Source organism: Marixanthomonas spongiae (assembly GCF_003095375.1).
GTDB lineage: Bacteria > Bacteroidota > Bacteroidia > Flavobacteriales > Flavobacteriaceae > Marixanthomonas > Marixanthomonas spongiae.
Genome location: NZ_QEHR01000013.1, coordinates 23,605 through 48,603 on the forward strand (window position 1 = coordinate 23,605; position 24,999 = coordinate 48,603).

Consider the following 24,999-nt stretch of genomic DNA (forward strand, 5'->3'; position numbering starts at 1 on the left):
ATGATTCAAGCTACCGAAAACAAAACAGAACTGGAAGTTTATTTCGAACGTTTCAAAAAACATATAATTGGCAACAACGCTTGTTTTGATTCAAAATATGGAAAACAGGAGCTGCTCTATGCAGACTGGATTGCCAGCGGAAGGCTGTACCGTCCTATTGAAGATGTAATCTGTGATAACATAGGGCCTATGATGGCAAACACGCATTCTTTTTCCAGCGAAAGTGGGAAAACCACCACCTATGTCTATCATGAGGCGCGTAGAATAATTAAGAACCATGTGAACGCAACCCACGATGATGTTCTGGTAACAACCGGAACAGGCATGACGGCGGCGCTTAACAAACTGTTGCGCATTCTCGATTTAAAGCCTAAAAATTCAGATACCCCTTACAAAGACGAAACAGATCGCCCCGTGGTGTTTATAAGCCATATGGAGCACCATTCCAATCAGGCGTGTTGGTTTGAGATAGATGCCGATGTGGTGATCCTCCCTCCAAACGAAGCGTTATTGATCCAGCCAGGATATTTGGAAAAGGAACTTGTAAAGTATAAAGACCGAAAAATTAAAATAGGTTCGTTCACTGCCTGTTCCAATGTGACCGGCATAATTAGCCCGTATCAAGAATTGGCAAAAATCATGCACCGCCATAACGGGCTTTGTTTTGTGGATTTTGCCGCTTCGGCCCCCTACGTCGATATTAATATGCATCCCGAAAATAAAGCCGAAAAACTGGATGCTATTTTCTTTTCGCCCCATAAATTTCTTGGGGGACCGGGAAGCTGTGGGGTGTTGGTGTACGATAAAAAACTGCATAAAAAGGCTATGCCCGATAATCCCGGAGGCGGTAACATTAAATGGACCAAACCTTCGGGCGAGCAATGTTATTTTGACGATCCTGAAGTGCGTGAAGATGGTGGCACTCCTGGTATTCTTCAGGTAATGCGTGCTGCTTTGGCCATAAACCTGAAAGAAAAGATGGGTACTGAAAACATCCATCAACGTGAAGTAGAGGTGTTGCGGTTGTTTTCAGAAGCATTGAAAGACACCGAAACGGTTGAACTGTTGGGAGACCCAAGCCAAAAACGTATTGGTTGTGTTTCTTTCAATATAAAAAAGATGCATTATAACCTTGTGGTAAGGTTGCTGAATGACCGTTTTGGCATTCAAGTTCGCGGCGGCTGGTCTTGTGCCAGTACGTATGCACATTATCTGTTTGGTATTGATACAGAAACTTCGGAAACAATCATCGGCCAGATAGAGCAAAAAAACCTGACCAACAAACCGGGTTGGGTACGGGTGTCGTTGCATCCCACCATCAGCAACAAAGAGGTCTTGGCCATTGCCGATGCCATTAAAGCCATTGTGAAATACCGTGAAGAATGGGCGCAGGATTATACCTATAACCCGCAGACCAACGAATTTGACCCTACCGAACCCGTAGCGGAGGACTCACAGAGGTATAAAGAGATGTTGAGTTTTTAAAACGGTGACACCTTGTTGGTTATAATTAAACGCTAATGGCGGCATTCTCATATAGGATGCCGCCTTTAACTTTTATGATAAATCAGTTATAATGATTGTCGTATATTTAAATTAAAATTTCAATTATGATAGCAGCAATCACTTTATTTCTCGTTGTTTCCCTATCTGCCTTGATCACAAAAATAGCGGCAATCGCCTTGATCCATACAGGATTATCGACCGATAGTGCCCGCTTTCAAGCCCGATCGGCCTATACTGGAGCAGGTTTCAGCACTGCAGAATCTGAAAATATCATGAACCATCCCGTTAGGCGTAAGATCATTTATACCTTAATGCTGGTGGGAAATGCCGGTATTGTTACCGTGATGTCTTCTTTGATTTTAACCTTTGTTCTGCCAGATACCCTGGCGACCAAATTGTATGGCCTGCTCATTGTGATTGTGGGGATGAGTATTGTTTGGTGGGGCATAAAGAGCAAATGGGTAGATCGTGGGCTGTCTAAGGTGATCAACAAGATGCTAAAACGGTATACCGAATTAGAAATTACAGATTTCGCCGCCGTGCTGCATTTAAAAGATGATTACAGAATTAGCGAAAAAAAAGTATCTGAAGATGATTGGCTTTGCAACAAAACCTTGATAGAGCTCAACCTGATCGAGGAGGGGATTATGGTGTTGGGCATAGACCGCAAGGACCAGGATTATTATGGGTCGCCATCTGGCGATTTTAAGATTCTTCCCAATGATGTGATAACGGTGTATGGCAAAGCCGAAGGCATACAGAGCGTTTACAAACGCAAAAAGGGCTATCAGGCAGAGTTTGAGCACGAAAAATATGTAAGGAAGGAAGAAGTCCGTAAAGCTACCGAAAAAGAAAAACAGCAACAAAACAAAACAGAAGAATAAGTTAGGTGTAGGTGCTTGATGCTGCAATCAATTTTATGAAAATTTTGAGCTGGAACCCTGTGCTTACCCGTTTAAAATAATGAACTTTGTCGCTTCTTTTTTAGTTCAAAATAACATCAAGGAAATTACCCAATATGCCAAAATTGACCAATTCTGTTCTGTATTTAATGAGTATTTCGGCAGGTTTGGTGGTGACTAATTTGTATTATAACCAACCGTTGCTGCATCAAATGTCCGAAACATTTGGCGTAAGTGAAGCAGCGGTGAGCAATGTGGCGCTTTCCACTCAACTGGGTTATGCATTTGGGTTGTTGTTTATCATTCCGTTAGGGGATAAGGTTTCCAATAAAAAAATCCTGAAATTTGATTTTCTTATAATGATTGCCTCCTTGATAGCGGCAGGACTTTCCAACTCCCTGTTTTTATTGATCATGAGCAGTTTTTTTATGGGGTTTTCGTCTGCCATCCCGCAGTTGTTTGTTCCTATGGCAGCACAGTTGGCAGACAATAAAGGTCGTGGCCGGGCCATTGGTATTGTTATGAGCGGATTGCTCATTGGTATTCTGGGCAGTCGTGTAATTAGCGGTCTGGTGGGGGCCGAGTTTGGATGGCGCATTATGTATTATGCCGCGGCAGTGGTTATGGTGTTTTTATTTTTTTTGTTGCACTATAAATTGCCAAAAATAAAACCTAACTATACAGGCAGTTATGGCAGTCTCTTAAAGTCCATTGGCTTTTATTTCAAGACCGAACCGGCAGTTCGGTTGGCTGCCTTGCGCGGCGGATTGGCTTTTGCCGGGCTTAGTGCTTTTTGGACTACGCTTGTTTTTTTAATGGAAGATTCCTTTGGCTATGGTAGTGGGGTCACCGGTGCTTTCGGTTTATTGGGAATTGCCGGGGCCTTGGCGGCGACCATTGTGGGCAAAATGAGCGACAAGCTAAGCAAAAACAAGATCATAATATGGTCGGTTTTGTTGCTCATTGTATCGTGGGGCATTTTTCTGTTTTCTGCCCATTCGATCATAGGGTTGGTAATTGGCGTTATTTTAGTTGATTTGGGGCTACAAGCGCTGCATATTACCAACCAGAACATTATCTTTTCTAAAAACCCCGAAGCCAGAAACCGGGTGAACACTATTTATATGGTAGGTTTTTTCACGGGCGGCGCCTTGGGGACTACGCTGGGGGCATACGCTTGGGAACAGTATAACTGGATAGGTGTTTCGGTATTGGGGCTGGTACTTTCCATTGGTATCGCTTTAGTGCACTTAATCTTCAAAAAGAAAACAGTTTAAAACTACAAAAGTCCATCTTGCACTAACTATTCGCGCTGTAATTAAACTTTAACAAGACTTTAGTTTCTTTTAGTTCGTTTAGTTACGAACTAATCGTAAATTTGTGGTGTTGAAGGTGAAAACAGCGGTAGTATAACACGAACACCAAAAAGATCAAAGTATGGAACCCATGTTTATAAAATCGATTAAAAGTACCATCAAACATTGGTACATTCCATTATTAGTAGGAATTTTCTTTGTTGTTGTTGGCATTGTGGCATTTAGCTCTCCGTTAAGTTCCCTACTTGCCTTGTCTATTCTCTTTGCGCTCTCATTTTTGTTGGGCGGTGCTTCAGAAATTATCTTTTCCCTTGCAAATAGGCATCGGCTCCACAATTGGGGTTGGTCCCTCGGCTTTGGAATAATTACTCTTGTTATAGGTATCCTCTTAATGTCTCATCCCAGGTTATCCCTTAGCGCCTTGGCTTTTTTTGTTGGCTTTACCATTCTTTTTAGGTCAATTTCGTCTATTAGTTTCGCAATGGATTTAAAACGTTACGGAAATAAGCGTTGGGGCGGTTTGTTGATTTTTGGCATTTTGGGAGCGGTTTTTTCGTTTATTTTGATTTGGAACCCTGCTTTCGCAGGCCTAAGCATTGTATGGCTAGTTGCCCTTAGCTTTTTATTTGGAGGTTTATTTAGTATCTTTTTTGGCTTGCAACTGCGAAAACTGCATAAACACACCAAAAAAATTAGTCCGGAGTTACGCGAGCGTTATGAGCAGTTAGAACGAGATATAAAAGAAGAAGGGGAACGATAAGAAAATAAAGTAAGTTTATTTCGTGACAAATAGCAGTGGAATCCCGCACGCAATGTTAAAGACAGAGAAGAATTACAACGTACAGTTTGGCTCCTTACTCGTGGTAATGCCAAAGCGCACGGAGACACGCCCGGGCAAATAGTGTGATTTCAGTATTAATTACTATTAGAATTATCGCCGAAATTGCTTCAGGTTATGTGAATTATCTTATCTTAAAAGAATATACTTTAACTGAGAAACACAAAGCTGAATTATGAGAAAACTTATCTATCTGTTTTTACTGCTAACTGTGAATTTTGGTTGTAAAGACACCGAAAGAAATTTGGAAACCAAAACAGCCAATTCCGCCGTGCAACTATATCACAACGGCGATATCCTTACGATGGATTCTGATCAGCCTACCTACGCCGAAGCTTTGGTGGCAAAAGACGGAAAAATCGTTTTTGTAGGCGATAAAGCTAAAGCGGAAGAAAAATATGCTGAAGCAGAAAAAATAGATTTAAACGGAAAGACCTTATTGCCCGGTTTTATAGATCCACATAGTCATTTTGGGATGGTAAGTAACACGATGGGGCAGGTAGATTTAAATTCCCCTCCCGTGGGCGATGTGGAAAACATTGCCGATGTATTGCAAAAAATGAAAGCTTATAAAGAGGACAAAAATATCCCTGACGGGGAATGGATTTTTGGTTGGGGCTACGATGAGAGTCAATTAGAGGAAAAACGCCACCTCAACAAAACTGAAATCGATTCGGTGTTACCTAGCAATCCGGTGTATTTGGTGCATACCAGCGGCCATATGGGTGTGGCAAATTCTATGGCTTTAGAGAAAATGAATGTTTCCGCAGAAACAAAAAATCCCGAAGGAGGCAGTATTGAGCGTATGCCCAACTCACAAGAACCCGCCGGTCTGGTACAGGAAACCGCAATGTACCCTTTTGTGGGAAATATGCTGAAAATTTTGGAAAGTAAACAAGCCGAGTTTTTTGCGGAAACCCAGGATAAATATGCCAAAAATGGCATCACTACAGCTCAAGACGGAATGACCGACCGCAATGCTATCAATTTTTTTCAATCCCAGGCAGATGCCGGGAAATTGGAAATAGACCTCATCGCCCTACCCGGTTTTTCTGAGCTGGACAAAAATTTAAACGATTCCACGTTAGTCTGGAAAACCTATAAAAATGGCTTTAAATTACAAGGCACAAAGATTATTGCCGATGGTTCTCCACAAGGAAAGACCGCCTACTTTACCGAGCCTTTTTTAACCGAAGTTCCCGGCTGTAAAAGCGAGTGCCGGGGCTTGCCCAGCCTTTCGCAAGAAGCACTCAACGATTTATTTTTAAAAGCTTACAAAGCAGAAAACCAATTGTTTATTCACAGTAATGGCGACGCTTCTATAGATATGGTGATCGCTGCCCACGAAAACGCCTGTAAAAAGTTAGATCAGCCTTTGGATAAAGACCGCAGGACTATTGTGATCCATTCGCAATTTGTGCGTCCGGATCAACTAAAAACCTATAAAGAATACAATATAGAGCCTTCTTTCTTTACTAATCACGCCTACTTTTGGGGTGATGTGCACGTAGAGAATTTAGGAAAAAAACGCGCTTTCTTTTTAAGTCCTATCGCTTCCGCGGAAAAGCTGGGTCTAAAATATACCAATCATTCCGATGCTACAGTAACGCCCATAGATCCTATTTTTACAATTTGGACGGCGGTAAACCGTGTTTCCAGAGCCGGAAAAGCAATTGGCCCCGAAGAACGGGCAACACCTTACCAAGCTTTAAAAGCGATTACCAGCCACGCGGCTTATGAGTTTTTTGAAGAAGACCAGAAGGGAAGCCTAAAAGAAGGAAAACTGGCCGATTTGGTGATTTTGGATAAAAATCCGCTAAAGGTAAAGCCAATGGAAATTAAAAACATAGAAGTATTTGAAACCATCAAAGAAGGAACAACTATTTATAAAAAATAATATTATGAAAAATTTAGAAGGAAAAACAGTAATTGTAACCGGAGGCGCTGCCGGAATTGGCGGAGCAATCACTACCGAACTAACAGAAAGAGGCGCTTATGTAGTTGCTGTAGATTTGAATGATGATGCCGGAAAAGAAAAAGTAGCCACCAATCCAGAAAAAATTGCGTTTTTAAAAGGAGATATTTCTAAAGAATCGGTCGCAAATGAAGCAGTCGCATTGGCCGTTTCTAAATTTGGAAAACTAACAAGTGTGGTCAACAATGCCCACGCCTCACGTCAAAAACCCTTAATGGAACTTACCGATGAGGATTGGGCATTGTCTATGGAAACAGGTTTAAAAGGCACATTGCATTTTATGAAGGCAGCCTATCCAGAACTTAAAAAACCAAAGGATCTATTGTAAATTTCGGATCTGGAGCTGGGCTCCTTGGTCAAAAAAACCAGGCGAGTTATGCAGCTGCCAAAGAAGCGATTAGAGGCTTATCCCGTGTGGCGGCAAATGAATGGGCAGAAGATGGTATTAGGGTAAACGTGGTCTGTCCGTTGGCACTTACCGAAGGGGTTAAAAATTGGAAAGAAAATTTCCCCGACCAGTATCAAGAAGTAATTGGTAAAAATCCTTTGGGCCGTTTTGGCGATCCTCAAAAAGATGTGGCACCAATTATCGCTTTTTTATTAAGCGAAGATAGTCAGTATATGACAGGCCAAACCCTTATGGCAGATGGCGGAGATATAAAGTTAAGATAACCTAAGGATAATAAATATGAAAACGACAAATTTGTTCGATTTAAAAGATAAAACAGCCATCGTAACCGGTGGCGCAAACGGAATAGGCAAAGCAAGCTGTGAGATGCTTGCGGCTTATGGCGCCAATGTGGTGGTTTCAGATTACAATTTGGAAGACGCCAAAAAAACTTCAAAAGCGATTAATGACGATGGAGGAAAAACCATTGCCGTAGATTGCGATGTGACAAAAGATGAAGCTTTGGTAAACCTGGTTGATAAAACCGTAAAAGAATTTGGCGGAATCCATATTTTGGTGAACAATGTTGGCGGCGGTGGCGCAGGAAAAGAAAGTCCGTATGATATTGATGTGGAGCAATTCAAAAAAGTATATGAGATGAACGTGTTTAGTATGTGGCGCCTGTGCCAATTGGTGGCCCCGCATATGAAAAAAGCAGGTTACGGAAGTATTATTAATATGTCTTCTATGGCATCCATCAACAAGAGTCCGGCGATTAGTGCTTATGCTTCTTCTAAAGCGGCCATTAACCACATGACACGTAATTTGGCTTTTGATTACGGCCCGGATGAAATTAGAATTAACGCTATTGGCCCGGGAGCTGTAAAAACACATGCTTTAAGTACGGTTTTAACGCCGGAAATAGAAGAGAAAATGTTGGCACATACGCCCATAAAGCGTTTGGGGGAACCTGAAGATATTGCGGGAGCGGTATTGTACTTTGCAGCGCCAATTTCTAAATGGACCAGCGGACAGGTAATTTTTGTGAATGGTGGCGGCGTGCAGACGTTGGATTAATCAAAAAACTTATCTTACCTAATAATTTTTGAAAGCAGTTGTTTTTTGAGCAACTGCTTCTTTTCGATTACTCGAAATAAAGATATTTTGCATACAGAAAACTTTAATTGTTAGTATTTTAACCAAGAATTAAGCACGGTTTGTTATGAATTGGATTCTATTACTTCAGTTATTTTATGTACTCTTAGTCATTTTTGTAATCCTTCGAATTCTCTACGACACCCGAAGTGGCACCAAAATTTTAGCCTATATACTACTGATCATTTTGGTACCAATTGGCGGTATAATTTTCTATTTTTCCTTCGGAATAAATTACAGAAAACGTAAACTTTACAGCAAAAAAATTATTGCCGATGAACCCTTACGGAAAGATATAAAAAATCGGTTACAGCTTTATAGAAAAAAGTTAGTCGACCTAGCACTTTTACCGCAAGCACATTATAACTTATCCAGTTTTATAGATAATACTTCCGGAAGTCCACTAACCGGAAATAATGAGGTAGAATTACTTTTAAACGGCGAAGAAAAATTTCCGAAGGTGCTAGCCGCCATAGAAGCTGCGAAATCCCATATCCACCTGGAATACTATATTTACGAAGATGATAAAACCGGTAATGAAATTGCAGACCTTCTCATTAAAAAAGCACAGGAAGGTGTTGAAGTCCGGTTTTTATATGACGATTTTGGAAGTCACGATTTAGGAAAGAAATTCATTAAAAAATTAGAAGACGCCGGGGTTGCCACTGCGCCGTTTTACAAAATCAAATTGTATGCGTTAGCCAATAGATTAAATTATCGCAATCACCGCAAAATAATTGTGATAGATGGGGAACGTTCTTTTGTAGGCGGCATTAATATGAGCGATAAATACCGAAATGACACTAAAGCTAAAGACGGTTTATATTGGCGGGATACGCATTTAATGCTTAAAGGCCCGGCCAGTCTTTATTTGCAATATCTTTTTCTATGCGACTGGAATTTTTGCAGCAAACAACAACTGGAGTTTGGCCCGAAGTATTTTCCGGAGCAACCAGAAAACAAAACTATTGAAAAAGAACTACTGCAAATTGTGCCCTCGGGCCCGGATTCTAACCTGCCGGTTATTTTCTATTCTTTAATGCAAGCCATCGCCTCGGCGAAAGAAAAAATTTGGATTACCAGTCCTTATTTTATTCCGGGAGAAAGTTTGATGGATGCCTTGATTATCGCGGCAAAAAGTGGCGTGGAAGTGAAATTATTGGTACCGGGAATTTCAGATTCTAAAATGGTAAATGCGGCGGCGCGGTCGTATTATTCTGAATTGTTGCCGCACGGAGTGCAAATCTATCTTTACAACAAAGGTTTTGTACACGCAAAAACTATGATAGTTGATGACAACCTGGCCGTAATAGGCTCGGCCAATATGGATTATCGTAGTTTCGATTTAAATTTTGAAGTTAACGCTGTACTCTTTAGTGAAAATATCAATAAAAAATTACAAAAAGCTTTTGAAAACGACCTAAAGGAATCTTCAAAAATCGATTCACAACAATGGTTAAACCGCCCCAAACACCTTCATCTTTGGGAGAAATTTGTTCGTTTATTATCGCCGTTTTTGTGATATGGGTAAAAGATTTCAGTAAATTATATTTTTTTTGTTCAATAAAAAACATAGTACCAACACTCTTAAACACTAAAAAAACTAAAAAAACTAAAAATCTTTATTTATAAATTTAATCAGCTGAATAATTACACTCGGCAATAAACTTGCTACTGCTATTAAAACCCAAACATGCGTTTCCAACTCCTGAAAGTTAAAAACTTCGGCCAGACCGGGAATGAAATAGGCTACAATTACGGTTACAAAACATAGAGCCACGGCCATCCAAACATATTTATTTCGCGTTACCTGATTGTTAAAAAAAGATTCAGTGCCATCGCGCATATTAAAAACGTGCAGAAATTGCGAAAATGCCAAACTAAAAAATGCGATGTTGTTGGTAATATCTTCGGGACTTTCCCATACAAAATGTGCATAAAGATAAGCACCGCTCACACTTGCTGCGATTATAAGTCCATAAACCGCAATCTGCGCCCAGTTCTTTTTGGTCACAATAGGTTCTTCCGGGTCTTTAGGCGGCAAGTTCATTACACCCGGATTTCCGCGTCCAATTCCTAAGGCCAGCGCCGGAAAAACATCGGAAAGTAAGTTGAGAAACAATAATTGCAAAGGCAAAATTGGCAACACAAACAGCGTAAAACTCATTAATGCGATGATGATAATTTCACTTAAGTGATACGAAAGTTGATACACCACAAATTTGCGGATGTTTCCAAAAATAATGCGGCCTTGCTCGATGGCTAGCTCGATAGATTGAAAGGCATCGTCTTTTAGCACTACATCGGAAACTTCTTGCGCTACCTGTGTACCGCGTTTTCCCATCGCAATGCCAATATCGGCTTTTTTTAAGGCGGGCGCATCGTTTACGCCATCGCCGGTCATTCCCACAATTTCGCCCTGCTCCTGGTAAAACTCGATGAGTTTTAATTTTTGCTCCGGCGTCACGCGTGAAAATACTTTGGTGGCCAGCACTTTTTCGGCGTCTTTATTCAATTCTTCGCCCATATCTTTTCCGTGGACAACACTTTCCTGCTCCTCGTCTTCTTCTTCGGCAAGGTGTACTTCTTTGGCTACGTTTTGCGCCGTTCCGGGATGGTCTCCGGTAACCATAACCACTTTTATTCCGGCGTTTTTGGTCATATCCATACTATTGGCTACTTCTTTTCGCGGCGGATCTATAAATCCTACCAAGCCGGCAAAAACAAGTTCATACAGAAAATCTTCTTCCGCATCGCCTTGCGGAAGTTCTTTTGGTTCTTTATAGCCGAAGCCCAATACGCGCAAGCCATCCTTAGAAAGTTCATTGTTTTTTTCGAGCCAGTGATTTTTATCTTCTTCGGTAAGCTCTTTTACTTCGCCACTTACCAAAATCTTTTTGGAGCGTTCAAGCATTTTATCGGCAGAGCCTTTTCCGGCCATATAATAACCGTCTTCTACTTTATAAACTGCTCCCATCACCATTGAATCGGAATCAAAAGGATCGTGTAATTTTCGTTCTAATTGTTGATGTTGCTGAAATTTCTCTTTATTGAAAGCTTTGGTAAAATTCAGTAAAGCAATTTCCAACGGATCACCCTTGGCATCTTTATCGTCTTCTTGCAAGGAAGCATCGTTGGCGAGGACGCTTATTTTAAATAAAGCTTGAAAATTATCATGATTTTCGGCCTCTTCTGCATCAGGAAGTTTTGGCTTGTCGTCTTCCCAATTTACTTTCCAATAGGTATCACCGGGAATGGCAAAAGATTTAACGGTAAGTTCGTTTTTAGTAAGGGTTCCCGTTTTATCGGTAAAAATAACGGTGGTTTCGCCCAGGGTTTCTACCGCACTCAGGCGTTTTATTAGTACATTTTGTTTGGAAAGCCGAAGCATTCCGCGTGCCAGCGCAATACTGGCTACAATAGGTAAACCCTCCGGAATGGCCGCAATAGCCCAGGCAATAGCGGTCTGCACCAATAAATACACATCTTTACCCGCCAAATAACCAAAGGCAAAAAATGCAGCGGCCAGACCGAGAATTACATAAATAAGGACTTTGGTAAGTTTGTTTAGTTTTTTATCTAAAGGGGTTTGACTGGCTTCTTGATCTTGCACCATTGCCGAAATACTTCCCATTTCGGTGTTCATTCCCGTAGCAACGGCAATAGCTTTTCCCTTTCCGCCGGTAACGGGCGTACCTTTATAGACCATATTTTTGCGGTCTGCTACCTGTTTTTCTTCTTGTATAACATTAGGTTTTTTATCTACCGGAACCGATTCGCCGGTTAGGGCGGCTTCATCTACTTTAAATTCGGTGGCTTCGATCACACGGGCATCGGCGGCGATTAAATCGCCTGCATTAACAATTAAAATATCGCCCGGCACTACTTCTTCGGCATCAATTTCTTCTTCTTTCCCGCCCCGAAGTACATTGACTTTTACCTTGTCTATTTCTTTAATGGCCTGCATAGATTGCTGGGCTTGATACTCCATCCAAAAACCAATAATGGTGTTGACTACAAGCACGACGGTAATGGCAATTCCTTCGGCCAAATCTCCCATTACAAACGCTAAAACCGTAGCTACCACCAACAGGTAAACCACGGGATTATTGATTTGCGCCAAAATGATTTCCCAAATGCTTTTACCTTCGTGTTCCTCTAATTTGTTGCGGCCGTGTTCTTCCAGCGCTTTTTCAGCCTCTTCTTTGCTCCAACCTTTTTCAGGATTTACTCCGAATTTTTCGGCTACTTCGGCGGCTTCTTTTCGGTAAAAATTTTCCACAAATAGTTGGTTTTTTAAATTATTTCAGAAAATATAAAAAACACATTAAAGCGTCCTTTAGCTTAACGTATTTTTAGCAATCTTTTCATTTTTTTAGCATGATCACAGATTTTGGTTGTGGTAGGTTTTTTTTCTGGATTCAAATTAATTTGTTGATCGATGACATGACATTTGCTTCGGGACGGTTTAAAATAAAATGAGATCAGGAACAGCTTGTTAATTTTACCTTTTCTTTAGCTAAGTCTTGTTCGATGTTTTCTTAACTTGCCTGTACAGGAGCAGGTTTTTCGACTTGCAAAATTTGAAAATCGTGATCTCGTGTTTTACTATTTGGAAAATCATAAAAATTTCAAATTTGTTGAAGAAGAAACATATGGTGGGAGTGCGTGAAGTTAAATACTATTCACTATTTTATAGTATCATAAAATTTCAGAAAATATAATAACGAAACTTAAAAACTAAAATCATGGCAAAGAAGAGAATTTCAGACAAAATGGAAAAATTGTTGAATACCCAAATGACGCGGGAAGCCTATCAGGCGCAGGTTTACCTTTCGTATGCCTCTTGGGCTGAGGTAAACAGCTTTACCGGAATTGCCAATTTCTTGTACGGACATATGCACGAAGAACGCGAACATATGTTTAAATTTTTAAAGTACATTAACGATCGTGGTGGCGCGGCCAAAATTGAAGCGATTGATGCGGCACCTAAAAACCCGAAAGATATTGGCGATTGCTTGCAAAAAACGTTGCAGCACGAGATAGATAATTCTAAAGAAATAGATAAGATTGTCAATCTTGCACACGAAGAAAAAGATTGGGCAACCTTTAATTTTGCACAATGGTTTGTGCAAGAACAAATTGAAGAAGAAACGTTAATAAATAGTATTATTGACAAATATAACTTGGCATCTACCAATGTGGATGGCAATACCAGCTTATATGAAATGGACCGCGATTTGAGCGATGCCTCGCAAGAAGCGGAAACACCAAGAGACGAAGCGTTTTAAACAGGTATTAAGCACAGATGTGGATTAACGCTTTATTCACAGAAACGTAACTAAAACTTTAACAAAAGCAACTATATTCAAATACAGAACGGTAGTTGCTTTTTTACTATGGGAATTATGGGAAACGCATTAGAAAACCGATGGGTACTGCTCATTATCATTGCCCTTACCTGGGGAAGTTCTTTTATATTGATTAAAAAATCACTGATAGCTTTTACTCCTTATGAAATTGGCGCAATACGTGTTGGCGTTTCAGGATTGATTATGGCGTATTTTGGAGTTCCAGCATTGCGCAAGATGAATAGTAAAACATTGATGTGGGTAGCAGTCGCTGGATTTTTTGGCAACTTTTTTCCCATGTTTTTGTTTCCATTGGCGCAAACCGAGGTAAGCAGCTCGTTGGCAGGAATTTTAGATTCGTTGGTGCCCGTTTTTGTCTTGGTGTTGGGATTTGTCCTTTTTGGCGTTCGAAGTAAATGGATTCAAGTAGTAGGTGCTTTATTGGGGTTTGCGGGAGCAGCCATCTTGATGTATTTTTCCGAAACCAGTGAAGAAGGAACGCAGTTGGGCTATGCTTTATTAGTTGTTTTGGCTACGGCCTGTTACGCAGTATCGGCCTTGGTAATAAAACAAAAACTAGACCATGTTCCTTCTATGGAATTGTCCGGAGGAATTTTTACCATTTGGATGGTACCATCGTTCTTGATTTTAATAACATCCGGTTTTTTCACTAATTTTCAATCCAATCCCGAAACTTGGGAAGCGATGGGATATCTTGGCGTGCTTACGATTGTGGGCACGGCCATTGCCATGATTTTATACTATAAGCTAATCCAGAATACTTCTCCGGTGTTTGCCAGTACGGTAACCTATTTGTTGCCTGTCGTGGCAGTTATTTGGGGATTGGTTGACGGTGAGCGTTTCAGTATTTGGTATGTTTTGGGTGGTTTGTTGATTTTAGTTGGCATTTATTTAATTCGCGAAAAGAAAAAAGACCCGCGACCCACCGCGAGATAACCTAAAAATATTAGGTGTCATTGGTGTGCGATTAATGTTATTTAGATTTTGAAAAGTTCAATAAGCATAGCTGTTTCGAACGTTTTACCTTTTAAACCCCTTGCTGTTTATTTCAAAAAATATATTACTTTAAATCCTACTGTCTAATTGTCAATGCATTAAAAATAAAGTCTTATGTCTATCAGCGTAGCGGCCCACCCGAATATATCGTTTCGGTACGAGTGGGTCTTAAGTCTTAGATGGACACCACTAATTGGGTATAGTGATTTAATGTAGTTATATCCGTAAATAAAAATGTATTCCAGAGATCAATGGTGTTTGGCGACAGGTTGTCTTTCGTTTCTTTATAAAACTGAGCAAAGCAAGGTCGCAATACATATTAAAAAAATGCTTTTTGTAAGCTAAATGGTCTCGTTAATATATATTTTTAGGTGTATTATAAACTGAAGTCAGGGTTTTTATAGTATTTTGGGGAAGTAAAGAAAAATCAATGGAAGAATTTTTAACAGAATATAAAACAGAAATCATTTGGGTAATCGGGGTGATTGTAACGGTCGTTATGTTGCATCTTTTGACCAATGTTTTATACACATGGTTGTTAAAAAAAGAACGCAGGCGATTTCCCGAAGCGGGGGCACAACCTGTAAAATTGGTAAAACGGATTTTAAATGCCCTTTGGTTGGTACTCGGCTTAATCGCGTTAAGTTTCATTTTTGTTGACGAAGAAGATTACGGCGTTTTAGAGGATAACTTTAAAATAGTGCTGTATGTGGGTGCAGTGGCGGTGGTGACCATCGTTTCGGCAACCTCGGCAAATTTATGGTTCAAAAGGAGCATTCAAAAGAAAATTCAAAACCTGGACGACCCTACCAGTTATAAGTTTTTGAGGTACGTAGCTGTATTTGGTATTTATTTTACAGGTATTCTTTTTGCATTATTGGCGTTTCCGTCGTTAAAAGGTGTCGCCCAGACCGCACTGGGTGGGGCAGGGGTTATAGCACTTGTTATTGGGGTCGCGTCTCAAGAAGCGTTAGCAAACCTTGTGGGCGGTTTGTTTATTATTTCGTTCAAGCCATTTAAAGTGGGCGACCTAATCAAGGTGACCGATACCATGGTAGGTACGGTCACCGATATTACCTTGCGCCATACCATCATCCGGAATTTTGAAAACAAGATGATCGTCATTCCAAACTCCATTATCAATAAAGAAAAGTTGATAAACTACGATCTTGGTGAACAAAAATGCTGCGAACGCATCGAGATAAATATCTCTTTTGACAGTGACGTGGACCTGGCCAAAAAAATAATGAAAGAAGAATGTGAAAAACACCCGTTGCTACTGGATAACCGCACCCAACAGGAGGTGGCAGCTGGTGCTCCTTTGGTAAAAACTGCCTTGCTCTCCATCAACGATTATTCGGTTACGGTACGGGCATGGACGTGGGGCAAAACCTTTAGCGATTGCTTTCAGTTGCGAATCGATGTTTTGGATAGCATAAAACGACGGTTTGATGCCGAAGGAATTGAATTGGCCACACCATACCGAACCGTAGTGATGAAAAACAGAGAAGAAAACCAACCAGCCAAAACCCAGACCGATGCCTAATACAGAAAAACCTTAATGGCAGGAATTAAATAAAACTATGACGTTCAACAAGTTCAGTTAATAAAATACCTTTACAATAGAAACCAAAAATTAACAATTAAAAATAGAATGAATATGAAAAACATCATCATACCCGTAGATTTTTCTGAAACATCTGAATATGCCCTTAAAGCAGGAGCAAAATTGGCGAAACGCCACGGTAGTACTCTGCACGTATTGCATATGCTCGAGTTGGCAGATTCAATTTTGATTAAATCTGAAACCGAAAACACCAATAAAATGCTTTTTCTGCTCAATGTTGCCAAGCGTAATTTTGAAAGCTTTTTAGACAAACCCTATTTAGAAGGTATTGATGTAAAGCCAGTAGTGAAACATTACAAGGTTTTTAAAGAGGTAGATGCTGTTTCAAAGGAAGTAAATGCAGACCTTATTGTAATGGGATCGAGGGGCATCACATTGCAGGATGGAATTTTTGCGGGATCCAATGCTGAAAAAATGGTCCGTAACAGCAGTACCCCTGTCATGATCATAAAGAGAGACCCAAAAGAGTTTGACCTAAATAAGGTGATTTTGGCTACTGCGATGAATCCAGATAATGTGGCTACGTTCAAGAAAGCAATGAACACCCTAAAGATATTAGGTTGCGACGTTTATCCTGTATATGTAAACACTCCTGGCAATGATTTTATAAGCTCAAAAGAATTTTATGAGCAAGCAAGGATGTTTCAGGCAGCAGGGGGAAGCAGTGATATTCAATTTATCGCCGGGCATACTGTTGAGGATGGGATTACACAATACGCCGACGAGATTAATGCAGACCTCATAGCCATTAGCACCCATGCCAGAAAAGGGCTTAATCATTTTTTCAGGGGAAGTATTTCTGAAGACCTTGCAAATCGTGCAAAGTTACCTGTGATGACATTTAAATTGTAAGGCTTTATAACAATTGAAATTAATGCGTTGTAACCAATTTGAGGAGCGAAATATGAAACAAACCATTTTACCAGTTGAATCAATTCAAGAAAGAGATGTCGATTTAATTTTACTTGAAGAATTGTCGACTGACAATTCATTTTGCGAATGGTTTATAAGAGAACTTGAATTGCCAGATTTGACTTCTGTTAATGGAGCTTGGAGAAGTATTTCAGCTTTCGGACTTGGAGAAACTGACATTTTATTTTCATACAATTCAAGCGATAAAAAAATATTTTTGCTTATAGAAAATAAATTAGACGCTACATTCCAAAACGAACAATTCAATCGATACCTAAAAAGAACGGAAGAATATTTGACAAAAAAGGAATGCGATAACGCTTTTGCGGTATTAATTGCACCAGAACTTTATTGTGAAAACCAAAGTGATTTTGAAAATTATTTGACTTACGAAACAATTGCCGAACGACTTGAATTTGTTGGAAGCAAAAGAAATTTATTCAAAAGTAATTTACTGCAAATCGCAACTGAAAAATTAAGACGAGGTTATCAACCTGTAAACTCGGTTCCTGTTCAAAGTTTTTGGCATTCATATTGGGAATTTAAAGAAGAGAACTATCCTAGTCTAATAATGAAAAAGCCAGATATTGTTCCTCACAATAGTGATTGGCCAATGCTTTATGACGACAGATTAAAAAACATAGTGTTTTATCACAAACTTGGACAAGGAAATACAGATGCTACTTTTAAAGGTTTTCCCGAACAAGTTGGAGTTAAAATAAAAGAACTGCTTCCTGAATGGGCTAAATTTAAAAAGCACACCAAAAGTTTTTCAATTAGAGTTTTTTCAGGAAAAATTGACCGAACAAAAGATTTTAACGAACAATTAGAAAGTGTAGCTAACGGTTTAAAAAATCTTGAACGGACTAGAAATTGGATAATTGAAAATAAAAACTGGCTATAATTAATTGCTTGCCTGTCTGTCATGCCTCTGGCAAGCAACCTAATGACAAATTAAATGAACACCGAACACACCCTAAAAGAACGCATAAAGGAGTTAACGTGTCTATACGAGGTATCCTCAATCATTGTCAATGCGGATATTGCAGAAGTTGATGACACTTTAAAGGCCATAGCCTATAGTTTAAAAAAGGCTTTTCAAGTTCCCGAAAAAACCAATTTCAGTATAAAAACCCCAATGGGCAATTTGAAAACAGGCAAGGCGGAAGGTGAGATAGAGATTACTTCCACCATTAAAGTATTCAATAAAGATGAAGGAAGCATCACAGCCTATTTAAGTGATGCTTCCATTGGGTTTTTGGAAGAAGAACAACAACTGCTGGACAACGTATCTATGAAAGTGGGTAATTTGTTAGAGCGCATTGAAATAAAACAGAGCGAAGCCTCCTTAAAACGGCAAATGGAACGCGCCGACCGGTTGAGCATCATTGGCGAGATAACCGCAGGCATCGCCCATGAACTCAATACACCCTTGGCCAATATCTTGGGTTTTGCCGAATTATTGAAAGATGAATTCAAAAACCAAAAAAACGCCACCGAAGACCTGGATAAAATAATCCACAACGCTATATTTTCTAGGGAAGTAGTAAAAAAACTGATGTTTTTTGCCTGCGAAATGCCGCAGGAAATGCAAAAAGTGAACATTGTGCCCAATATAAAGGACGCCATTAGCTTGTTGGATGCCACCTTTAGAAAAGAAAATGTAAAATATGTGGTAAAAATTCAGGAAGAAGAAATGTGGTTGAAGGCCGATAACATTCAGCTCACGCAGATTATCTTCAATTTAATTATCAATGCCATTTACTTTTCACCCAAAAAGGGGTTGGTCACCATTGAAGCATTTCAAACCGAAAACGAAAACATTCTTAAAATATCAGATGAAGGCCCAGGAATTCCAGAAGACGAAATCGATAAAATATTTCAGCCATTTTTCAGTACAAAACCCACGGGAGATGGTTCTGGCCTGGGGCTTAGCGTGGTCCACGGTATCGTAATGAGCCACAAAGGCAGCATCAAGGCCGAAAATAATAAAAAGAAAGGGGCTACCTTTACCGTTAGGCTCCCAAAATCATAATTTTATGCAATTGCGCAACGAGAACATACTTATTGTAGATGACGATATCCACATATTGGAACTATTGCAACGCCACCTTCGGTCGTGGGATTTCCACACCTACAGGGCGGTTTCGGTAAAAGAAGCGGTGACCATATTACGCGATACCCGTATCGATTTATTGATCACCGACCTCAAAATGCCCGAAATAGACGGCCTTGAACTCATTAAGTTTGTTTCTGAACATTATCCAAACCTGCCAAAACTGGTGGTTACCGGCTATCCCTCCATACAAGATTCACTCGCTGCAATTAAATCGGGCGTAGTGGCCTACCTTACCAAACCCTTTACCAAAGACGAATTGAAAACAGCGGTCGATGGCACGCTACAAGCCGATAAACACAATAACCCTAAAGTGCCCACGGCCGTTACAGCCCATGCCAAGACCCATGATAAAGATAAGGAGCCTTATGGCGAAATAATTGGCCATTCGGAAAAAATACAAGAGGTCATACAAATAATCGAGCGGGTAAAAAACAATAAGGCCACCATTTTCATTAAAGGGGAAAGCGGCACGGGAAAAGAACTCGTGGCACGGGCCATTCATTATAAAGGAAAGTTTTCAAGGGCTCCTTTTATTGCCGTAAACTGCGGTGGCATCCCTGAAAACCTGTTAGAGTCGGAGTTGTTCGGCTATAAAAAAGGTGCGTTTACAGGTGCCGAAAAAGACCGCGACGGATTTTTCCAAGCGGCCAATGGCGGCACTATTTTTCTCGATGAAATAGGCAATGCGTCTCTCGCGGTACAGTCGCGGTTGTTGCGGGTATTGCAAGAAAAAGAAGTGGTAAAAGTAGGAGCGCAACAAGCCACGCCTATCGATGTACGCATAATCGCCGCCACCAACAGCGATTTACAGGAAATGATACAAAAGGAAACCTTTAGGGAAGACCTGTTCTACCGGCTTACCGTGGTGGAAATCAACGTTGCCCCATTGCGGGAGCGCAAAGAGGATATCCCGTTGTTGACCGATAAGTTTTTGTTTAAATATGGAGTGGAATATAAAGACCGTTTCGTGAAAATAACCCCCGAAGCCTTAGCGGTGTTAAAACGATATGATTGGCCCGGAAACATCAGGGAGCTGGAAAACGTGGTGCAACGTGCCGTTATAATGTGCGATGGCACCATTACCGTGGCTCATTTGCCCGATACATTAAAAATGAACATCGATTTTCCCGATGACGAATTGGTCCCCTTAAAGGAAATGGAAAAACGTTATATACAAAAAGTATTGGACGCCATGGACAATAACAAAACCAAAGCAGCCGAAGTTTTGGGGATTGACCGTAAAACCATTAGGCAAAAACTTGCGGAATAACAGTCGCTCACCGGTACATTTTTTCCATACCGGGTAATTTTGTACCGCTTTGCTAAATACTTATTTTTTCTTATATTCTGTGTAAAATCAAGTATAACAGGCTTTTGAAGGTTTTTTGGTGCTTTTTGGCACACCGTGGCACATAGATTGTCCTTAATGCAGCAGTAACAACAAAGAATGCATTATGGAAACAAATTCATTTAACATTTGCCCTACTTGCCTGCACCGGAACACCTGTGTGTTGACCGAACAGAAAAGCCAAGTATGGTCGTGCAGTGAATATGACGAAGCAGGGTTTGAAGGTAAAGGCCAACCTCAAATCCTTCCTGAAATGGAATATGAAATGGCCACCCATTAAAGAAGTAGTTTTTTAAAAAAAGAGTAATTTTACAATAGACAAGATTTAAACCCAAATCCAATTTTTTGAAGCAAAGCCTTTTTCAGAAAACAACAAAAATAGGGTAGGGCTTAAAAAAATTAAATTAAAATCAAAACTATGATAGCAACATCAGAAGTTAAAAAAGAAAAGAAACCGGTTCGTGGCATGATGGAAAATGTCATGGAGCAGTTTAACAGTGCAGCAGACAGAATTGAACTGCACCCAAGCATCCGTAAAATATTGAGTATCACCAACAACGAGATCGTTGTCAATTTCCCCGTAAAAATGGATAATGGTGATGTAGAAGTTTTCACCGGTTACCGTGTACAGCACAACAACGCTTTGGGCCCTTACAAAGGAGGCCTGCGTTACCATCCTACGGTTGATATCGATGCCGCAAGGGCATTGGCAATGTGGATGACCTGGAAAACATCTTTGGCGGGATTGCCTTACGGTGGCGGAAAAGGAGGCATACAGCTGAACCCCAAAAAATACTCTGAAAACGAGTTAGAGCGCATAACCCGTAGGTTTACTTTTGCCTTGGCCGATAATATTGGTCCTGAGCACGACATCCCTGCACCAGATGTAAACACCAATAGCCAAACCATGGCTTGGATGGCCGATACCTATATGAGTACGCGCCCGCCTGCAGAACGCTCTGCAAACCAACACATAGTAACTGGAAAACCTGCTGGCAGCGGCGGCTTGGATGGTCGTGACCGTGCAACTGGATATGGGGTGTTCTTGAATATTAAATTCTGGGCAGAACGCAACAAGGAAGACCTTAATGGACAACGATTTATCGTTCAAGGTTTTGGCAATGTAGGCTACTGGGCCGCTCATTTCCTTGAAAAAGAAGGTGCAAAATTAGTGGCCGTACAAGATGCTTCAGGAAGTATCCATAACCAAAACGGTATTTCCGTAGAAGACCTTTTTAATTACAGTAAGGCAAATAGAGGGTGTATTGGCGATTTCCCTGAGGCAGAAGAAATGGAGAACGATGCGTTTTTCGCTACCGACTGTGAAATTTGTATCCCAGCGGCTTTGGGTAACCAGATAACCAAGGAAAATGCCCCTGAAATCAAAGCAAAACTCATCGCCGAAGGTGCCAATGGCCCAACCAACGTAGATGGCGAAAAGGTACTTTTAGATAGAGGTGTAACCATTATCCCAGATATTCTATGTAACTCTGGTGGGGTTGTAGGCAGCTATTTTGAATGGTTGCAGAACCGAAATGGCGAGCTGTGGCAATTAGATGAGGTAATGGCCAAGCTGGATAAGAAAATGAAAGAATCGTTTAACAAAGTGTTCGAGTTTTCAGAAAAAGAATCAATGGATATGCGCACCGCTGCCTACTGTATAGCCATACAGCGTATAGAAAGAGCGTACATAGAACGAGGCATTTTCCCATAATTGTCAACTTAAAAGAAAGAAACATGAAGTACGGAAGTATAATTATAGAAAAAAAAGAGTATGTCTATTTAAAGCGCATCATCAATATATCGGGCTATGCCAAAGAATTTGAAAGGCAGAAATCCATGCAAAAATTCAGTGATGAATTGCAAAATGCCCAAGTTGTTGATGAAGAAGACATGCCTAAAGAGATCATTCGCTTTAACAGTAAAGTAACGGTCGCTTCTGAAAAAGGATGGGAGCGCACCTTACAGGTGGTCATCCCCTCCGAAAGGGATATGAAACAAAACAAAATTTCAATCCTTACCCCAATGGGGTCTGCGCTCTTCGGTTATGCTGAAGGAGACACGGTAAACTGGGATTTCCCGGGTGGCCAAGAAGCATTGAAAATTGTCTCTGTTTCTCAAGTAGAAAGCAAGGAGAGCTTTAATGTGCCCATTTAGAGGAAAAAACTTGATAATGTGCCATAGGCATTTCCTCAAGGTTGAACTTAATTTTTAACCTTGCCTATGGTTTTTTTATAAAAGAAGCGCACCGATAAGAATCGATTTTCATTAAAATACTATTGAAATCGTTTCGGTACCTGTGGACAGATTGTGCCACAACGAACTATTAAAATTTTTAAACACTATGGATTTGAATACTGAAATATACGAGCACGACAACGATGTGGACGTAACTCATAAAATAAACACCATTGAGCTGGACAATTGGATCAACCACTTAAAATATATTGAAAAAGAGGTGAACAATCTGGTAAATATGTGTGCTTTAAACGATGAGTTGAAGGACGAAACCGTGCTGCAGCAATTTCAGAAGAAAAAGGACGAAAACGAAAACTTGCTGAATGCGTTGCTCAAATACAGTAACTCCAGAGTGGATATTGCTGAGTGTGAAGATATGAACTGTGATATGACCTTTATCAAAGAACACGAAACGTACCGTAAAAGCTATTTGTATCACTTGGATAAATACAGACGGTTAAAAGATGAGTTTTTTGATAAGGTGCAAGGAAAATTTTAATTGATTAACTCAAATTCTTAAAACGAAAATAGTACTGAAAATTCAGGATAAAGATATAATAAAGAAAAAAGGGTTCTGCTTCGACTAAAAGCAAAACCCTTTTCTTTTTAAAGGAATCACCTTGTTATTTTTTAATAACCTTTTGGGTGTTCACTTTTCCTTCAACAATTGTCCTTAAAATATACGTTCCAGCCGGAAGGCTTGCCAAACTAATTTCGGTAGCGTTCTTGCTTACGTCTCTATATAGTAATTCTTGTCCCAGTAGGTTAAACAGGGAAATTGATTCTATGTTCTTATTGGTTCTTAAATAGAGCATATCATCTGTAGGGTTGGGATAAACCTCAAATTGCGCAAAATCGTTTTCTTCCACGCCTAAAACAGGACTACAGTCTCCACTCCAGGTATAAAGACCATCGAGACCAGGATAATCTACAAACCAACCACTACCGTCGTTTGATGTCATTGGGTTGGAGATCTGGTTATCGTAAGTTCCCACCCAAAACACATTAGAATTCTGGGAATTGGTAACAGTGAGTTGAATCCAGTATAAAGTAGGGTTGTTTTCATCTCCTGTAAATTCAAATGGATCCACTGTCAGGTTAACTTCATAAACATTGAGTGCAGGATAATCGTTGATACTGCCAACAGCGTTCACATTGTCAATAGTAACAGAATTCTCAGAACCAATAACGGTACCAGGTTTTCCATTGTCATCATCATAATAGGTGACATTTACCTCAGTGATAGGCCATTCAGATCCAAGAAAGGCTGAAATATTCTGAAGGGTGAAACTTTCATCCGCCGCAAGGGTTAAATCGTTGGCATTTTCATAAATTGAACCGGCCGAAACTTGTAAGCCAATCTCAAAAAACCACTCATAAGGCGGATTCATTTCTACACAACCATTGCCACCTAAATCAGCAACTCCATATATTTGCATCGGAAGCCCCTGAGGCTCATTAGCTATTTCATCTACTATTGCCTGCCAAGTACCCGCTACATTTTGAAGCGCATTTCCTGTCATAGTTTCTCCTAAAACCGCAACCGGTGGTACCCATGGGCCAGAGGTACCAGAACCTTCAAAGGTATATTCAACCCAATACGTACCCGAGGATAGGGAAAGACCATTGGTATTGGCTGTTACCTTTTGAATTTTTCTATCCGTATTGCTTTGATCGCTTTCCAAAACCCTGTAAACTCCAGTGTCAACAACATCATCTAAAATATTGGTGGATAAATCACCCCAGACAACTGAAGCACTTCCGCTACTGGGATCTCCATCCCAAATCTGCATATAGACTGCCGTAATCGACGGTGGCGCAGAACCTGTTTGATAGGCATATACATCTATGGAAGTTATATCGAAATCCATCGGAAGCACAACTTCTTCGGCTACACTATTATAGGATGTTTTTTGGGCTCCAAGGCCAAACGTTCCCATTCCTTCACTAGTGTCCTCCAATATACTCAAATCCGGTCTATCATTAATATATGGGCCGGTGGTACAAATAAGGTTCTCACCAAATCCATCGATGCCATCCGGCTTGGCCGCTGAACCATACGCTCCAAAAGAAGAAATTCGCTTATTTTGCAAGTCGATAGCGATTTCCGAATCATTAATTCCAACTGCAGTTTCTCGTACCGGAGCCGTAGTGGTTTTGTAATGAGCAGCAGGTAATTGTGGATCAAGAACATTTTCTGGGTTTTTGAGTTTTTAAGCAAATAATTTTTCAAGTCTGTACAGGAAGAATTCAGTTCTTCTTACGCCTCTTAATTGTGCTCTAAATGCTTTAATTTTTGCATTAAAA

The 24,999-nt window shown here is 40.3% G+C and carries 20 protein-coding genes and 1 pseudogene; 19 read left to right on the top strand and 2 right to left on the bottom strand.

The annotated features are described in order from the left end of the window. The 8 genes and pseudogenes from DDV96_RS14700 (at position 1) to cls (ending at position 9,602) form a co-directional block, all read left to right on the top strand. Complete coding sequence (locus DDV96_RS14700) at positions 1-1,485, top strand: aminotransferase class V-fold PLP-dependent enzyme (RefSeq protein WP_116695546.1); 1,485 nt, start codon at positions 1-3, stop codon at positions 1,483-1,485. A 125-nt stretch (positions 1,486-1,610) separates the two neighbouring features. After that, on the top strand, positions 1,611-2,390 hold the full coding sequence (locus DDV96_RS14705) for a TrkA C-terminal domain-containing protein (protein WP_116695547.1): 780 nt from the start codon (positions 1,611-1,613) through the stop codon (positions 2,388-2,390). A gap of 134 nt (positions 2,391-2,524) precedes the next feature. Then, the gene (locus DDV96_RS14710; RefSeq protein ID WP_116695548.1) at positions 2,525-3,685 is read left to right on the top strand and encodes an MFS transporter; all 1,161 of its coding nucleotides are present in this window, start codon (positions 2,525-2,527) and stop codon (positions 3,683-3,685) included. 169 nt (positions 3,686-3,854) lie between these two features. Next, on the top strand, positions 3,855-4,484 hold the full coding sequence (locus tag DDV96_RS14715; protein WP_240607747.1) for an HdeD family acid-resistance protein: 630 nt from the start codon (positions 3,855-3,857) through the stop codon (positions 4,482-4,484). A gap of 253 nt (positions 4,485-4,737) precedes the next feature. Then, positions 4,738-6,459: an amidohydrolase gene (locus DDV96_RS14720; protein WP_116695550.1), complete on the top strand. Its 1,722-nt coding sequence runs from the start codon at positions 4,738-4,740 to the stop codon at positions 6,457-6,459. A gap of 4 nt (positions 6,460-6,463) precedes the next feature. Continuing rightward, a pseudogene (locus tag DDV96_RS16160) lies at positions 6,464-7,209 on the top strand (SDR family NAD(P)-dependent oxidoreductase). Between the two features lie 16 nt (positions 7,210-7,225). Continuing rightward, positions 7,226-8,002 (top strand): glucose 1-dehydrogenase, encoded by a 777-nt coding sequence (locus DDV96_RS14730; protein WP_116695551.1) that lies wholly within the window; start codon positions 7,226-7,228, stop codon positions 8,000-8,002. A gap of 145 nt (positions 8,003-8,147) precedes the next feature. Continuing rightward, positions 8,148-9,602, top strand: coding sequence for a cardiolipin synthase (gene cls / locus DDV96_RS14735; RefSeq protein ID WP_116695552.1), 1,455 nt, complete (start codon positions 8,148-8,150; stop codon positions 9,600-9,602). Between the two features lie 90 nt (positions 9,603-9,692). Here the strand turns inward: cls and DDV96_RS14740 are convergent, their stop codons facing one another. Further along, entirely contained in the window at positions 9,693-12,362 is a 2,670-nt protein-coding gene (locus DDV96_RS14740) for a cation-translocating P-type ATPase (protein ID WP_116695553.1), read from the bottom strand. Between the two features lie 466 nt (positions 12,363-12,828). Between DDV96_RS14740 and DDV96_RS14745 the strand changes: the two genes are divergently transcribed. The 11 genes from DDV96_RS14745 (at position 12,829) to DDV96_RS14790 (ending at position 23,191) form a co-directional block, all read left to right on the top strand. Then, the gene (locus DDV96_RS14745; RefSeq protein ID WP_116695554.1) at positions 12,829-13,371 is read left to right on the top strand and encodes a ferritin; all 543 of its coding nucleotides are present in this window, start codon (positions 12,829-12,831) and stop codon (positions 13,369-13,371) included. Positions 13,372-13,488: 117 nt separating this feature from the next. Then, positions 13,489-14,388 (top strand): DMT family transporter, encoded by a 900-nt coding sequence (locus DDV96_RS14750; RefSeq protein ID WP_116695565.1) that lies wholly within the window; start codon positions 13,489-13,491, stop codon positions 14,386-14,388. 490 nt (positions 14,389-14,878) lie between these two features. Beyond that, entirely contained in the window at positions 14,879-15,994 is a 1,116-nt protein-coding gene (locus tag DDV96_RS14755) for a mechanosensitive ion channel family protein (protein WP_116695555.1), read from the top strand. Positions 15,995-16,108: 114 nt separating this feature from the next. Then, positions 16,109-16,927 (top strand): universal stress protein, encoded by an 819-nt coding sequence (locus DDV96_RS14760; protein WP_116695556.1) that lies wholly within the window; start codon positions 16,109-16,111, stop codon positions 16,925-16,927. A gap of 52 nt (positions 16,928-16,979) precedes the next feature. Further along, positions 16,980-17,891, top strand: coding sequence for a PD-(D/E)XK nuclease family protein (locus DDV96_RS14765; RefSeq protein WP_165806020.1), 912 nt, complete (start codon positions 16,980-16,982; stop codon positions 17,889-17,891). Positions 17,892-17,945: 54 nt separating this feature from the next. Beyond that, a complete protein-coding gene (locus DDV96_RS14770) occupies positions 17,946-19,022 on the top strand; it encodes a sensor histidine kinase (RefSeq protein WP_116695558.1) in 1,077 nt (358 codons plus the stop codon). A 4-nt stretch (positions 19,023-19,026) separates the two neighbouring features. Then, positions 19,027-20,376 (top strand): sigma-54-dependent transcriptional regulator, encoded by a 1,350-nt coding sequence (locus DDV96_RS14775; protein ID WP_116695559.1) that lies wholly within the window; start codon positions 19,027-19,029, stop codon positions 20,374-20,376. 184 nt (positions 20,377-20,560) lie between these two features. Beyond that, complete coding sequence (locus DDV96_RS15885) at positions 20,561-20,734, top strand: hypothetical protein (protein ID WP_165806021.1); 174 nt, start codon at positions 20,561-20,563, stop codon at positions 20,732-20,734. 138 nt (positions 20,735-20,872) lie between these two features. Then, entirely contained in the window at positions 20,873-22,168 is a 1,296-nt protein-coding gene (locus tag DDV96_RS14780) for a Glu/Leu/Phe/Val family dehydrogenase (protein WP_116695560.1), read from the top strand. Between the two features lie 23 nt (positions 22,169-22,191). Further along, positions 22,192-22,611 (top strand): GreA/GreB family elongation factor, encoded by a 420-nt coding sequence (locus tag DDV96_RS14785; protein WP_116695561.1) that lies wholly within the window; start codon positions 22,192-22,194, stop codon positions 22,609-22,611. Between the two features lie 187 nt (positions 22,612-22,798). Continuing rightward, entirely contained in the window at positions 22,799-23,191 is a 393-nt protein-coding gene (locus DDV96_RS14790; RefSeq protein WP_116695562.1) for a hypothetical protein, read from the top strand. Between the two features lie 124 nt (positions 23,192-23,315). Here DDV96_RS14790 and DDV96_RS14795 read toward each other — a convergent pair whose 3' ends face one another. Then, positions 23,316-24,785: a T9SS type A sorting domain-containing protein gene (locus DDV96_RS14795; RefSeq protein ID WP_116695563.1), complete on the bottom strand. Its 1,470-nt coding sequence runs from the start codon at positions 24,783-24,785 to the stop codon at positions 23,316-23,318. Positions 24,786-24,999: the final 214 nt, after the last annotated feature.

Excerpts from the sequence above, each read along its gene's own strand:
- DDV96_RS14700 (WP_116695546.1), top strand. The coding sequence starts at position 1 with ATGATTCAAGCTACCGAAAACAAAACAGAACTGGAAGTTTATTTCGAA.
- DDV96_RS14705 (WP_116695547.1), top strand. The coding sequence starts at position 1,611 with ATGATAGCAGCAATCACTTTATTTCTCGTTGTTTCCCTATCTGCCTTG.
- DDV96_RS14710 (WP_116695548.1), top strand. The coding sequence starts at position 2,525 with ATGCCAAAATTGACCAATTCTGTTCTGTATTTAATGAGTATTTCGGCA.
- DDV96_RS14715 (WP_240607747.1), top strand. The coding sequence starts at position 3,855 with ATGTTTATAAAATCGATTAAAAGTACCATCAAACATTGGTACATTCCA.
- DDV96_RS14720 (WP_116695550.1), top strand. The coding sequence starts at position 4,738 with ATGAGAAAACTTATCTATCTGTTTTTACTGCTAACTGTGAATTTTGGT.
- DDV96_RS14730 (WP_116695551.1), top strand. The coding sequence starts at position 7,226 with ATGAAAACGACAAATTTGTTCGATTTAAAAGATAAAACAGCCATCGTA.
- cls (WP_116695552.1), top strand. The coding sequence starts at position 8,148 with ATGAATTGGATTCTATTACTTCAGTTATTTTATGTACTCTTAGTCATT.
- DDV96_RS14745 (WP_116695554.1), top strand. The coding sequence starts at position 12,829 with ATGGCAAAGAAGAGAATTTCAGACAAAATGGAAAAATTGTTGAATACC.
- DDV96_RS14750 (WP_116695565.1), top strand. The coding sequence starts at position 13,489 with ATGGGAAACGCATTAGAAAACCGATGGGTACTGCTCATTATCATTGCC.
- DDV96_RS14755 (WP_116695555.1), top strand. The coding sequence starts at position 14,879 with ATGGAAGAATTTTTAACAGAATATAAAACAGAAATCATTTGGGTAATC.
- DDV96_RS14760 (WP_116695556.1), top strand. The coding sequence starts at position 16,109 with ATGAAAAACATCATCATACCCGTAGATTTTTCTGAAACATCTGAATAT.
- DDV96_RS14765 (WP_165806020.1), top strand. The coding sequence starts at position 16,980 with ATGAAACAAACCATTTTACCAGTTGAATCAATTCAAGAAAGAGATGTC.
- DDV96_RS14770 (WP_116695558.1), top strand. The coding sequence starts at position 17,946 with ATGAACACCGAACACACCCTAAAAGAACGCATAAAGGAGTTAACGTGT.
- DDV96_RS14775 (WP_116695559.1), top strand. The coding sequence starts at position 19,027 with ATGCAATTGCGCAACGAGAACATACTTATTGTAGATGACGATATCCAC.
- DDV96_RS15885 (WP_165806021.1), top strand. The coding sequence starts at position 20,561 with ATGGAAACAAATTCATTTAACATTTGCCCTACTTGCCTGCACCGGAAC.
- DDV96_RS14780 (WP_116695560.1), top strand. The coding sequence starts at position 20,873 with ATGATAGCAACATCAGAAGTTAAAAAAGAAAAGAAACCGGTTCGTGGC.
- DDV96_RS14785 (WP_116695561.1), top strand. The coding sequence starts at position 22,192 with ATGAAGTACGGAAGTATAATTATAGAAAAAAAAGAGTATGTCTATTTA.
- DDV96_RS14790 (WP_116695562.1), top strand. The coding sequence starts at position 22,799 with ATGGATTTGAATACTGAAATATACGAGCACGACAACGATGTGGACGTA.